The following is a 12836-nucleotide window of genomic DNA, read 5'->3' as shown; positions in this document are numbered from 1 at the left end:
CGGTTCCATCGGCCAACTTTATCTCGCCTGCTACATGGGCATGACGACGGCTGCCTCGAATTAACCAGCCGATAACTTCCAGCGGCTGTCCGGTAGGGGTAGGTTGGATATACTTAACCTCCAGGCGAGCGGTTACCATGAGATTGTCAAAATCGCCGGCCAGCAGGGTGGCCCGGCCCGAAGTTTCGTCCAGCAAAGCAGCGATAATTCCTCCGTGTACGAATCCGGGGTAGCTGTTGAAGTGTTCGGGAATAGTCACATTGGCCCGCACCTGTTGCTTTTCCAGGTCATTATAAAAATCCACTTTTAGACCCACTTCATTTTGCCGACCACAGAGAAAGCAGTTTCTTGAGTTAGGTTGTTTTTGCATGTCGGATACTCCTTTCCGGTTCAGCGCTTCCATTTTTTATTTAGCCTTTTTTAGGATGTGATTTAAAGAAGATGTCACTGCAAAAAGTTATAAATATGCATTAGCGTGCATATTTATACCGCTCAGCTACATTAAGAGCGACCGAAGGGTGTGTAGGGAACGACCCCCGTGTCGTTCCGAATCAGGCTTCGCCAGCGCTTTGTATATTTATGCAACCCTTATGCAACAAGAGGGGTTTTTGCAGTAGAGTCAAAGAATAGCAAACAAAGGGCAGGGGAACACAATAGCAAAGCTGCTGCGTCCCCCTGAATGTTCCAATAGTTTAAGAAAACTTTTCTGCCTCAGGATACTCCTGACCAAATGTATCCACACTAACGCCGAGCATTTTTTGAGCTTCTCGGGGTTTATCACGGAAATCCCGAGCTGTATTTACGATCTGATCCACTACTTCCAGGCCCTCAATTACCTGGCCGAAAGCGGCGTAATCGCCATCCAGATGAGGGGCGGGGGCCACCATAATGAAAAACTGGGAACCAGCGGAATTAGGAACGGCCGTCCTGGCCATGGAAAGAACACCTCTTTCGTGGGAGAGATGGTTGGGAAAGCCATTACTGCTGAACTCTCCTTTAATACTGTAGCCTGGGCCCCCTGTTCCGCTGCCCTGGGGACATCCGCCCTGAATCATAAAGCTGGGAATAACCCGGTGAAAGACCAGGCCATTATAAAACCCCTTTTTAATCAGGGAGATAAAATTGTTGACCGTATTGGGAGCTACAGCAGGAAAAAGCTCAGCCTTTATCAGCCCCCCGTTTTCCATTTGGATAGTTACCAGTGGATTTTTGCTCATAGCATCACCTAAAAGGCCAAGACTACGGCCGGGTAGTTAGTCTTGAGGAAATCAGCGATTTCCGGGGATTGCAGGGCTTTACCCAGCTTTACGATACTATCCTTATCCTTATCTTCAGGTCTAACTACTACTACATTGGCAAAGGGTGAATCACCTGGCTCCACAAAAACAGCCTTCATGGGATCCAGCCCGGCATCAATGGCATAGTTGGTATTGATGCAGCAGATGGCTGCATCCTGCAGTACCCGGGGCAGGGTAGCGGCATCGGCCATGGTTATTTCCAAATTTTTGGGATTTTCTACAATATCCCTTTCGGTAGCGGTGACACCGGCACCTTCTTTTAATTTAATCAAGCCAGCGCTCTGCAGCACGGCTAGAGCACGGCCGCTGTTGGTCGGGTCATTCGGGATACCCACGATAGCCCCGTCAGCCAGTTTGTCTAATTTGTCGATCTTTTGCGAGTAGATACGCATGGGCTCGGTATGTATCTTTACCGTCCATACCAGCTTGGAACCAGTTTTAGCATTGAAGTCCTCCAGATAGGGAATGTGCTGGAAGAAGTTAGCATCAATCTGCTTATCGTTCAGGGCCGGGTTTAGTTGAGGGTAGTCGGTAAAATCCTTTATTTCCATCTCCACCCCTTGTTCGGCCAGCTTGGGTTTAACCATTTTCAGCATGGCGGTGTGGGGTTCACCAATAGCTCCTACCACCAATTTTTCGGTGGCTTGTTTTTCCGGTGCTTTACCAGCTTGTTTATCCGGATCGGTTTGCTCGGCCTGCTGGCCGCAGCCTGCTGCCAGGCCCAGGGCCAGTATCAGGCAGGCAATAAGTACAATTGATAAGGTCTTTCTCATTATTTTTACCTCCTCTTGTTAATTATTCTACCGGCGGCTTTATCGCCCAGCATTTGTATTCCCTGTACGATTACGATCAAGACGATTACGGTTATCCACATTATTCCGGTCTGGTAACGCATGTAACCGTGGTAGTAGGCCAGGGTACCCAATCCACCTCCTCCCAATACACCTGCCATGGCGGAATAACCAACCAGGTTTATAGCAGTGATAGCCACCCCCAGAACCACTGAGGGCATAGCTTCAGGCAGCAGAACTTTACTTATTATCTGCCAGTTGCTGGCCCCCATGGATAGGGCGGCTTCTATCAAGCCCCAGTCAATTTCTTTCAGGGAAGTTTCCACCAGCCGTGCTACGAAAGGAATGGCCGCCAGGGAAAGAGGCACGATGGAAGCTACGGTGCCGATGGAAGTACCCACAACCCAACGGGTGAAGGGAATGGCCAGGATGAGCAAGATAATAAAGGGCAAGGAACGAACAGCATTGACAATAGAACCCAATACCTGGTTCAGCTGCAGGTTCTCCAGGATATGTCCTTTTTCACTGGTCACCAGGATAATGGCCAGGGGCATCCCTACCAGGTAGCTGACGGCGGTGGATAAGAAAACCATATACAGAGTTTCCCAGCTGGCAAAGAGTACGGCGGCTGGAACCCAGTCATAGTCTCCCAGGTAAGTAGCGAAGAAAGCAGCTAGATTAATACCACTAATTGCCAGCATGGTTTATAACCTCTATTTCCAGGCCGCATTTCCGCAGGAAATCCAGGGCCTCATTGATAGTCTCAACCGGACCTATTAATTCCAGGGTCAGGTTGCCAAAAGGGATGTCTTTTAACTGGTCAATGTTGCCGTATAATATATTGGCAGCTACCGCGTATTTCTGTACCATGGAGGAAATAATAGGCTCACCCGCCGAGGCTCCGATAAAGGAGACTCGAATCAAACGACTGCTGTTTAAGCCATGGTCTATGACCTGGCGCTGCAGGATTTCCGCCGGAATCTCGCGGTTGACTATGGAGTTTATAAAACTTCGCGAAGTAGGTGTTCCAGGATTGGAGAATATATTTAATACATCACCTACTTCTACTATGGTGCTGTCATCAATAACCGCTACCCGGTCACAGGCATCCTTGATTACATTCATATCATGGGTAATCAGAACGATAGTCAAGCCCAGCTTGCGGTTAATATCTTTCAGCAATCCCAGGATGGAGCGGGTAGTCTGGGGATCAAGGGCGGAGGTAGCCTCGTCGGAAAGCAAGACTTTGGGATCGTTGGCCAGGGCCCGGGCGATGCCCACCCGCTGTTTTTGACCACCACTGAGCTGCTCCGGGTAAACCTGGGCTTTATCTGTCAAACCTACTAGTTCCAGCAAGGCATTAACCTTTTGAGCCGCCTCGTTTTTAGGCACAGCGGCAATCTCCAGGGGAAACATCACATTTTCAAACACCGTACGGGAAGAAAGAAGATTGAAATGCTGAAAAATCATGCCTATCTTCTGGCGAAGCCGGCGTAATTCCAAGGAGTTCAGAGAACCTACATTCTGCCCATCAACCATAATAGTACCTTGAGTAGGCCTTTCCAGCATATTGATGCAGCGGATAAGGGTACTTTTACCGGCTCCGCTCAAGCCGATTATCCCAAAGATTTCTCCTTTTCTTATGGAGAGGCTGACTTCTTTGAGTGCCATCACCTCTTGGTGGCCGCTGCCATATATCTTGGTCAGATTGCTGATCTCAATCAATACCTCTGCCTCCCGGACATATTAAAACCCCCTTGCCCGCAGCATAGCGGCAGGAGGATAAATCCCCTATTATCCAGCTAAAATTAGGACAAACACATGCTAATCCCCGTATTGCCTTAGGGCATTTTTACTGGGCTCGTCCCTCTAACACTCGAAGAAGGGAATAGAAAAACGCTCTACTTCAATAATATATTAGCACGCAGCTATTATGAGGGTCAATAAAACTAAAATGCCAGCGGGGACTCCAAAATTTAAATGACTTGCCTTTAATACAAAATAACCATTGACTCTGCTGCAAAAACCCCTTTTTGTTGCATAAGGGTTGCATGAATATACAAAGCGAGCGTTGGCGAAGGTGAAAGCGGGCGGTCGAAGACCGCCCTTACAATGCCTTGCAGTCGCTATTAAGGTTGTTGCGCCTGATTCGGAACGACACGGGGGTCGTTCCCTACATACCCTGCGGTCGCTATTAAGGTTGCACCCTGCGGGCACTTCTGATGCTCCCTGCGGTTGTCGCTACTGAGGTAGCTGAGCGGTATATTTATGCACACTAATGCGTATTTATTACTTTTTGCAGTGCATCAATAAGCATTAATTTGTACAGGGTTTCAAAGAGGGAATTTTTAATACTATGACCAGCCCGGCAGTATAAATGGCCACCGGGTTTTCGCTTGCCGGGGCCATTGCCGGGGAATATAGGCCCCGAAAGAGGGGGAAAAAAGGTAGTTTTTCTTAAAGTCCGTTTTCTGAGCGATAATTCTTTCCAGCCATTTAAGCAGCCGGTCGATTTCTTCCCGGGTATTATAGGCAGCCAGGCTGATTCGCAGCATACCCGGCAAAAGCGCCGGTTCTTTACCCTCATAAATAGCGCTAATACTTTCCTCGTTTATTCCCAGGAGATTCCGGACATAGCCCTGTGCACAAAAACAGCCGGTTCTGACCCCTACTCCAGCCTCAAAGCAGAGAATGGAACCCAGCAATGCATGTTCCAATCCTTTAATGTTGAAGCTGATAACTGCCACCCGGGGAAAGGAGCCGTATATTTTAATTCCCGGCAGCTTTTGCAGCCGTTCCCGGGCATAGAGCAGGAGGTCTTCTTCGTAAAGAGCTAATTTTTCTATGCCCATTTTTTGCAGGTATTGCAGGCTGCGAGCCAGGGCGAAAGCGCCAATAACATTGGGAGAGCCTGCTTCTTCGCGTTCTGGAAGACCTGTCCACCAGACCTGGTTCCGGCTTACCAGGTCAACGGTTCCTCCTCCGGAATATTCCGGTTCCCCCTGTAAAAAGGTTTTCCGTGGGCCAATCAATACCCCGCTGCCAAAAGGGGCATAGATTTTATGGCCGGAAAAAGCCAGGTAATCAATATGGCGCGGGTCGCCCTCTTTCATCATATTCACCGGGTGGTGGGCTACCAGCTGGGCTCCATCCACCAGGATTTGAGAACGGTACTCGTGAGCTATTTCCGCTATCCGGTGTATAGGGTTTAAATGGCCGGTGACATTGGAAGCTCCACATACAGTCACCAGCCTGACCCGGGGATAGTATAATTGCAGCAGTTTTTCCAGATCATCAAGGTCTAATAATCCTTGCTGGTCTACCTGGGCGTACTTGAGCCGAGTCTTGTTGCGCCAGGGAAGGTCGTTGGAGTGGTGCTCCATCATGCTGGAGATGACCACATCTCCCGGGGTGAAACCCAAGCGATAGGATAACTTGTTAATGGCTTCTGTGGTGTTTTTTACCATTATTACGCATTGCGAGTCCAAATCGGCCCCGACGAACTTGGCGATAGTTTCATGGGAATCATCGTAGAACTGTGAAGATAGTAGGGATTTATAACCGGTTCCCCGGTGAACCCCCGAATACCACTGAAGGAAATCCTGCATTTCCTCCACTACCGGTTGGAGGGCCGGGGTACTGGCGGCATTGTCAAAATTGATATAAGGGAGATATTTCCCGCCCAGGGTAGGAACTTTTTGCTCCACCCCCAGAATATCACGGCGAAAGCTTTTGGGCTTAAAGACTTTCTTGTTAATAGTAAACACACCCTGTATCCGTTTAATATATACTATGAACAGTCGCTGGCTTTTGACACGGGTTTTTTTGGCGGAGGACGGAAGACAGAAGGCGGAAAGCTCAGGCAAAATTACTTTGAGTTTAAAAGAAATAACTGACAGTGAATGCCGAGCCATGGGTGGTTAGTAAGAAAAGTGAGGAGTGAGGAGTGAGGGGTAAGGGGTGAGGGGTAAGGGGTGAGGGGTGAGGGGGTTATTTCCTACTACATCTTACTATTCAAGCGCCTACTAGCTCTCTTTTCATCGGTGGTTGTGGCCCCTGGCCATGGGGGGGTTAGTAAAAAAATGGGGGATAAGGGATAAGTAGTGCAGGTTTTAGAGGAGTCTGATTATTTTTAGATTGTAGAGGGGGAAGGTTTCTTGAGTGGGGAGGAAGGCTATTACATATATATTCTCAGTTGTTCCGATGGTACTTTATATACCGGCTCGACCAATAACCTGCCGGCTCGCCTGGAAAAGCACAACCAGGGGGAAGGGGCCAGGTATACGCGTGGGCGTAGACCGGTGACCCTGCTTTACTCCGAATTTGCAGCCAACAAATCGGCGGCCTTAAAGCGAGAAAGGCAGATTAAAAAGATGACTCGTGCTGCCAAGCTTGCTCTTATAAAGTAAGGAGTATATCATGGGGACGGTTCTGTTGATATATAATATAATAAGGACTGCACTACAAAAACCCCTTTTTGCTGTAGCAAGAAAATAGGGCTTAGACGTAGAAGGACGAAGTTGTCAACAACCCCGTCCCCACGTCATGCGTCTTTTAACCTCATATAAATAGCTGCAGGTCGGATTCGAGAGCATTTTTTAAGTATTCTTTCACCTCTATTATTTGCACTTCCGGGAAAAGCTCCTCCTTTTTGAAACCCATAATTTCTACCGATAACTGGCAGGCGTAAAAGTTTACTTCTTTTTTGCGGGCGCCGGACAGGAGATCGCTTAGTTTTGGTGCCTTTTCTTCCTTCATCATTTCCAGCAGCATCTTTTTTCCTATCCCCCCCAGGTTCATTTTGGATAGAGGGAGTTCTTCTGCTTCCCGAGGAGTAAGAGAGGAGAAGGTTTGCTCATAGAGGCTTTTATCTTCGTAGGATGCTTTTCCCGGATCGCGTAAGAGCAACAAACCCCAGAAGGCACAGAAGATAGTTACCTCTATCTCCATTTCCCGGGCGGCATTGGCAATAATCAAGGAAGCCAGAGCCTTATCATAGTCTCCGCTGAACAAAAGCAGGTTCATTTTCTTATTTTCCATACATTATTCCTCCAAGCTTTATTTAACATTATCTTGGGCCAACCCGCTTCGAATTATTAAAGAAGGATGATATAGTAGCTTAGCAGGAACCTCATGCTGCTTCTCGGGGAAAAGTGAGGGGTGAGGAAATAAGGTTATTACTTACTATACCTGTTCAAGAGCCGGTTAACCATTTTTCATTGGTGGTTGTGGCCCCCGGGCATAGGCGGTCAATAGGAAAAGTGGGCAGTAAGGGTTAATATAGCAGGTGCATCTCACCGTTCAAGCACATTCGGATTCACTTTATCATCAGGGATTTATTATTGGGGTTACCCCGCCTTGTTGCAGCGGTGTGTTGAAACTGCTTAAGCAGTTTCTTCCGTGTTTAAAGCACAAATATCTTTTCAAGGTAGGAAAAAGATATGTGTATAGAGAAAAACTAAGGAAGCGATTGCTCAAGAAAGAGAGGTAAGTTATGGATTCCAAAAAGATGGTTTTAATCGGGCTGGTTCTAACTGCCTTCTTCTCATCGCTGGCCGTTTTTGAGCTAATACCCGGCCTGCTTATGTCTTTCTTGCTTTTATTTGTTGGAATTGCTGTTACCTATTATTTTGCTCTAAGCCGAATGAGATTGGAAAGCCTGGCGGGTATCAGCATATTACTCAAGGCGGCCAAAGAGATAGGGAGGGAGAGCAAGGCTCCGGAAATCAGCCGACTGCTGGGTTTGTGGGCGCAACGATTGGTGAAATCTGAAGCGGCCCTGGTTTGGTGGCAGGGGGAATGGGTGCTTGGTGATGAGGAATTCACGGCCTGGCCCGGACTGGAAACGGCCCGGGAGTGGGTTAAGAACAATAATGAAATTCTGGTTCTTTATAAAAATGGGGGGGAGATTTTTTCCCATCCCTGGCCCAGCAATATAAACTCATTATTAGGCTGGCCTTTGATGGTCACCGGGGAAGCAGTGGGAATGCTATTCCTGCTTAATGAAAGTAAGCGTGGGTATTTTGTCCCCCAGGATAGTGAAGCTCTGGAAGTAATCTGCCAGCAGGCAGCGGCAGCTCTGAACAAAGCCAGTGATTATCAAAAGCTGGAATATTTTTATAAAGAGATCTTGTTTTCTATGCTAAATGCCCTTGATTCGCGCTTTCCTGGTTTTACCGGGCATTCCCAGCGGGTGGCCCGAGTGGCGGCACTTCTGGGCAGCAAACTGGGTTTGGATGAAGAAGAGTTGCGTATTCTGGAATATGCCGCCCTCTTGCATGATGCTGGTAAAGTATTTTTCTTGCAGGAAGGGCTTCCTGGGGAAGCGGGGGAATTGGAGGAGGAGCTTTCTGTACCGCTGGTGGAAGAACATCCGCTGCTGGGGGCTCAAATACTGCCTAATAAGGGTATTTTTGCCAAGGTGCGCCAGGGAATTCTTTATCATCATGAGCGCTATGACGGCAGCGGCTATCCAGAAGGCTTAAGCCGTACGGATATACCCCTGGCGGCCCGAATAATTGCCGTGGCTGATCTCTATGATGCTTTAACCCGGCTTGCCCCCGAGGAGGAAAGACTGGAACCGGAAGCTGCCGTAACGGAAATCAAAAAAAGCATGGGTATGCTGTTGGATCCTCTGGTGGTGGTAGTGATGGAGGAAGTGGAGAGGAAGCACGATGATATAACTTAAGGGTTTTCCTTTTTCTACAGCTAAGTGTAAAATTGATAATGGATTAGGTGGGAGCATTTTGCCGTTACGGAAAAGAAAATTATTCTTTATAATCGTAATAGCAGTTTTTCTAGCTGGCTATCTTATTTATATCTGGATGGAACCGCAGTCTTTGATTGAGACATTGGCAACAGGTACCGCGAACAATGAGAATGAGCTTGTTTTTCCAGCTCCTGGCCAGACACTTTATAAAATGGGACTTTATCTGGATACCAGTACACGAACTATGTATGGAAATACGGTTCTACTAACCCGCAATACTTCCGGACAGGCCCTGAGCGAACTGTGGTTTACCGTCTATCCCAACGCCTTCAAGGATTCCCGGCACAGCCCTGCTCCATCTGATGCTTATTATGCTGGATTTAATGAAGGCTACCTCGATTTCCGGGAATTCAAGGTTAATGGGCAAAAGGTGGAATACTTCCCGGACGGGGTATCACTACAGGTGGTATTGCCCCGGGATATTGTTCCCGGGGAGGATATAAAGATTGAGATGCAATGGCAGGCCCAGGTACCTAAACTGGCCTATCGTTATGGCAATAAGGGTGGGGTCTATATGCTAGGTAATTTCTATCCCACATTAAATGTCCTGGGTGCGGACGGCTGGCATAATTCCTACAATTCCGCTTTTGGAGATCCCTTTTGCTTCCATTGTGCTGATTACCAGGTAAGCTTGAGCCTGCCGGAGGGTTTCCTGATGGTATCAACGGGAATCAAGCGGGAAACAATAGCAGAAGATAACGGCAGGGAAGTTCACCTTATTGAAGCCCAGAATGTCCGTGACTTTTGTTTGGCGGTACTGTATGATTACGATGGGTTAATTTGGGGTCAAAATCGGCCCCAAATTAGTTGTTATTCCCCGGCTAAACAGAGTGGACTGTCCGGGCAGATTCTAAAACAATCGGCTGAGATTCTGGACTATTATGCCTGTAGCTGGGGGTCCTACCCCTATCCGGATTTCAAAATCGTCTTCGTTCCTATGCGCGGTTTTCATGGCATGGAATATTCGGGGCTAATCTTTTTGAGTGAGGAATTTTTAGAGCCCAAGACTTTTAAAGAGCATGGAGAGTTTATTCTGGCTCATGAAATAGCTCACCAGTGGTGGTATGGGGTGGTGGGCAATGATCAGTTGAAGGAGCCCTGGTTGGACGAAGGATTGGCCAACTGGAGTGCCTATAAATACTTGAAAGAATGCCGGGGGCTCGAACCGCCTGGAAGTAACGAATTCCAGAACGGGATTAACCTGGCGCAGGAAATGCGAGAAATCGTTTCCCGGCAGGAATACTACCGGATGGCCTATTCGGGAGGAGAGGCTTTCTGGTTTGCTTTAGAGAAAGAAATGGGAGAAGATACGGTTAATAAGGTTTTACGCAGATACCTGGCTGATTATCGCTTTAAACTGGCCACTACCGATGATTTACTGTTGGTTATAAAAAAGGAAGCCCGCCGGGATATGAGCGATTATTTCCACAAATGGTTTCGGGATTAAACACTCTCTAAACAGAGTTTAGAGAGACATCCAGGTTAAATTATAATCTTCTCCCCACTTCCGCCAAAGCGAGGAGAAGAAAAGGCTAAGAGTTTTCACCAGGCAAGCTGGATAAACCTGCCTGCTTATTAGACCTGGGCATCATGTTGCTTGAGTACTTGTAAAGCGTCCGGTATTCTTTCTTCATTAGTTACCATAGTGAGGAGAAAAGCGCTTTGGCCGGGAAGGTCATGACTCCCTGCCATGCCGCTTACTGAAGGGTCAGCCGCCATGAGTGGCGAAGGAACGCGATCATAAGCGCCGTTACCCATAATCATAGTAGCCAGAGAAGTCATATTATTATTTCCATATGCTTTGGAATTGGGGGCGCTGGATACCCGGTCAATCTGGATTTCGTTATAACCCTTTTGTATTAGAATCTCCCGGGCCGCTTCGGCTTTGTTTTCCGTCGGGAAATAGGCCAGAATGGACTTTTCGCCTGGTTCAAGCTGCATAATCTTACCTCCTTTCTGGGGTATTTTAATTTAAGTTTCTCTTAGTATTTTTGGCGTCCTGATAGAGAATATAGGTGGAAAAATCAAGATGAGGAGGGCATAAATGAATCCCATACAAAAAGTCCTGGCTTCTTTGCATAGTATGGTGATAGGAGCATTGGAAAATGCTAAATCCAGGGGTTTAATTAATTTTAAGCAGATTCCGGAATTTCTTATCGAAGTACCACGGGAAAAGGAGCATGGTGATTTTGCTTGCAATGTCGCCCTTTTAATGGCTCGTGAGGCGCGTCAGGCTCCTCGTGGCATTGCTGAAGTGCTGGTGGAGTTGATGGAAAAGAGCGGTCATCCGGTGGAGAAGATTGAAATTGCTGGGGCCGGCTTTATCAACTTTTTTCTGGATAGGAGCTGGCTTTATGAGATTCCTTTAACTGTATACAACAGCAAGGATAAATACGGATTCAATGAAAAAAAAGCCAAAAAAGTGCAGGTGGAATTTGTCAGCGCTAATCCCACTGGCAATCTACATATGGGAAATGCTCGGGGAGGAGCCATCGGGGATACCCTGGCCAATATTCTGGAACGGGCCGGTTATGATGTGGAGCGGGAATTCTATATTAATGATGCCGGTAATCAGATAAAAATATTTACCGATTCCATGGAGGCCCGCTACCTGCAATTGACGGGACATGATGTGCAATTTCCGGAAAACGGCTACGCCGGGCGGGATCTTATCGACACCGTAAGGAATATTATTGCCCGCTATGGTGAGAACTTGTATGATTTACCCCGAGAGGAAAGGCGTCAAATAATTGCTGATTATGCCCTGGAGGAGAAAATAGAATACATTAAGAAAACCCTGGCCAGTTTTGGTATTAGCTATGATCTCTGGTTCAGTGAAAAAAGCCTGCATGAAAACGGCAAGATAGAGGCCGTTCTAAATGATCTGCGGGAAAAGGGCTATATTTATGAAAGCGAAGGAGCCTGGTGGTTTAAATCCACCGCTTTTGGTGATGAGAAGGATGAAGTGGTTTTACGGGCCAATGGAATGCCTACTTATTTTATGGCCGATATCGCCTATCACCAGAACAAGTTTGAAAGGGGTTATGACTGGGTTATCAATGTTTGGGGGGCTGACCACCATGGGCATGTCGCCCGCATGAAAGGGGCTATAGAAGCTCTGGGCTATAACCCGGCCAGGCTGGACATACTCTTGATGCAACTGGTCAGATTATACCGGGCCGGCAATATAGTACGGATGTCCAAACGAACCGGAACTACCGTTTCCCTGGATGAGTTGATTGAGGATGTGGGCAAGGATGCTGCCCGCTTCTTTTTTGTAATGCGCAGCCCTGACAGCCATTTGGATTTTGACCTGGAATTAGCCCGGCAGAAGAGCCAGGAAAATCCGGTATATTATGTACAATATGCTCATGCCCGTATTTGCAGCATATTCAGACAAGCCCGGGCCGAGGGTATTACTCTGGCGGGGATAAATGAAATTGATATTTCCTGCTTAAAGGAAGAGGAGGAACTGGCTATTTTAAGGAAAATAGCGGACTTCCCCGAAGAAATCGCTATAGCCGCCAGAACCCTCGCTCCCCATCGAATAGCCCACTATGTGTTGGATTTGGCGGCAATGTTCCACAGTTTCTACAATCACCACCGGGTTTTGAATGATAACCGGGCCTTGCAGGATGCCCGGCTTTTATTGATGGAAATAACCCGTATTACTATACATAATGCGCTGGGTGTACTGGGAGTTACTGCTCCCGAACAAATGTAGGAGGTACGCTAAGATGATGCCAAGAAAAAAAAGTGAAGCTGACTGGGCGGTGGATATACTGTCCGAAAAGCAAGAAGCTATGTTCTATGCGGATCTGATCAAAGAAGTAGCCAAGATGATGGGGAAAAAAAAGGATCCCGGCAGCCTGACTTCTATTTATACCCGGATTAATTTGGACAACCGCCTGGTTCACCAGGGACAGGGTTACTGGTATTTTGATACCAACCGGGTGCGCAAGGACGCTTAAACGCTTT

Annotated in this window: 13 protein-coding genes; 5 read left to right on the top strand and 8 right to left on the bottom strand. The window is 47.5% G+C overall.

The window, feature by feature from the left end; all coding sequences use genetic code 11:
• From PHP87_RS00400 to PHP87_RS00375, 6 genes are all read right to left on the bottom strand, one after another.
• A partial coding sequence (locus PHP87_RS00400) for a PaaI family thioesterase (RefSeq protein WP_299917139.1) occupies nucleotides 1-370 on the bottom strand: 370 nt, incomplete at its 3' end.
• Between the two features lie 322 nt (nucleotides 371-692).
• A complete protein-coding gene (locus PHP87_RS00395; protein ID WP_299917137.1) occupies nucleotides 693-1217 on the bottom strand; it encodes a peptidylprolyl isomerase in 525 nt (174 codons plus the stop codon).
• 8 nt (nucleotides 1218-1225) lie between these two features.
• Nucleotides 1226-2071, bottom strand: coding sequence for a MetQ/NlpA family ABC transporter substrate-binding protein (locus PHP87_RS00390; protein WP_299917136.1), 846 nt, complete (start codon nucleotides 2069-2071; stop codon nucleotides 1226-1228).
• A gap of 5 nt (nucleotides 2072-2076) precedes the next feature.
• Nucleotides 2077-2790: a methionine ABC transporter permease gene (locus tag PHP87_RS00385; protein WP_299917134.1), complete on the bottom strand. Its 714-nt coding sequence runs from the start codon at nucleotides 2788-2790 to the stop codon at nucleotides 2077-2079.
• Nucleotides 2777-3814, bottom strand: coding sequence for a methionine ABC transporter ATP-binding protein (locus PHP87_RS00380; RefSeq protein WP_299917132.1), 1038 nt, complete (start codon nucleotides 3812-3814; stop codon nucleotides 2777-2779). Before PHP87_RS00380 ends, PHP87_RS00385 begins: the two co-directional genes overlap by 14 nt.
• 629 nt (nucleotides 3815-4443) lie before the next feature.
• Entirely contained in the window at nucleotides 4444-5856 is a 1413-nt protein-coding gene (locus PHP87_RS00375; RefSeq protein ID WP_299917130.1) for an aminotransferase class V-fold PLP-dependent enzyme, read from the bottom strand.
• Nucleotides 5857-6246: 390 nt separating this feature from the next.
• Here PHP87_RS00375 and PHP87_RS00370 point away from each other — a divergent pair, with 390 nt between their 5' ends.
• On the top strand, nucleotides 6247-6498 hold the full coding sequence (locus PHP87_RS00370; protein ID WP_299917128.1) for a GIY-YIG nuclease family protein: 252 nt from the start codon (nucleotides 6247-6249) through the stop codon (nucleotides 6496-6498).
• 151 nt (nucleotides 6499-6649) lie between these two features.
• Here PHP87_RS00370 and PHP87_RS00365 read toward each other — a convergent pair whose 3' ends face one another.
• Nucleotides 6650-7129, bottom strand: coding sequence for a DsrE/DsrF/DrsH-like family protein (locus PHP87_RS00365; protein ID WP_299917127.1), 480 nt, complete (start codon nucleotides 7127-7129; stop codon nucleotides 6650-6652).
• 454 nt (nucleotides 7130-7583) lie between these two features.
• On the opposite strand from PHP87_RS00365, the gene PHP87_RS00360 reads away from it, so the two are divergent.
• Both PHP87_RS00360 and PHP87_RS00355 read left to right on the top strand, forming a co-directional pair.
• Entirely contained in the window at nucleotides 7584-8777 is a 1194-nt protein-coding gene (locus tag PHP87_RS00360; protein WP_299917125.1) for an HD domain-containing phosphohydrolase, read from the top strand.
• Between the two features lie 58 nt (nucleotides 8778-8835).
• Complete coding sequence (locus PHP87_RS00355) at nucleotides 8836-10305, top strand: M1 family metallopeptidase (RefSeq protein ID WP_299917124.1); 1470 nt, start codon at nucleotides 8836-8838, stop codon at nucleotides 10303-10305.
• 128 nt (nucleotides 10306-10433) lie between these two features.
• Here the strand turns inward: PHP87_RS00355 and PHP87_RS00350 are convergent, their stop codons facing one another.
• Nucleotides 10434-10799, bottom strand: coding sequence for a hypothetical protein (locus PHP87_RS00350; protein WP_299917122.1), 366 nt, complete (start codon nucleotides 10797-10799; stop codon nucleotides 10434-10436).
• 103 nt (nucleotides 10800-10902) lie between these two features.
• On the opposite strand from PHP87_RS00350, the gene argS reads away from it, so the two are divergent.
• Entirely contained in the window at nucleotides 10903-12582 is a 1680-nt protein-coding gene (argS, locus tag PHP87_RS00345; protein ID WP_299917120.1) for an arginine--tRNA ligase, read from the top strand.
• Nucleotides 12583-12595: 13 nt separating this feature from the next.
• Nucleotides 12596-12829 carry a DNA-directed RNA polymerase subunit delta gene (gene rpoE, locus PHP87_RS00340; protein ID WP_299917118.1) on the top strand — a complete coding sequence of 78 codons (234 nt, stop codon included), beginning with the start codon at nucleotides 12596-12598 and terminating at the stop codon, nucleotides 12827-12829.
• The last annotated feature ends 7 nt before the right edge of the window (nucleotides 12830-12836 follow it).

Origin of the sequence: Syntrophomonas sp., assembly GCF_028707975.1 — a bacterium.
In the GTDB taxonomy this organism is placed as follows: Bacteria; Bacillota; Syntrophomonadia; order Syntrophomonadales; family Syntrophomonadaceae; genus Syntrophomonas.
Note: the sequence above shows the minus strand (reverse complement) of the source record. Positions and strands in the feature narration are given on the sequence as shown.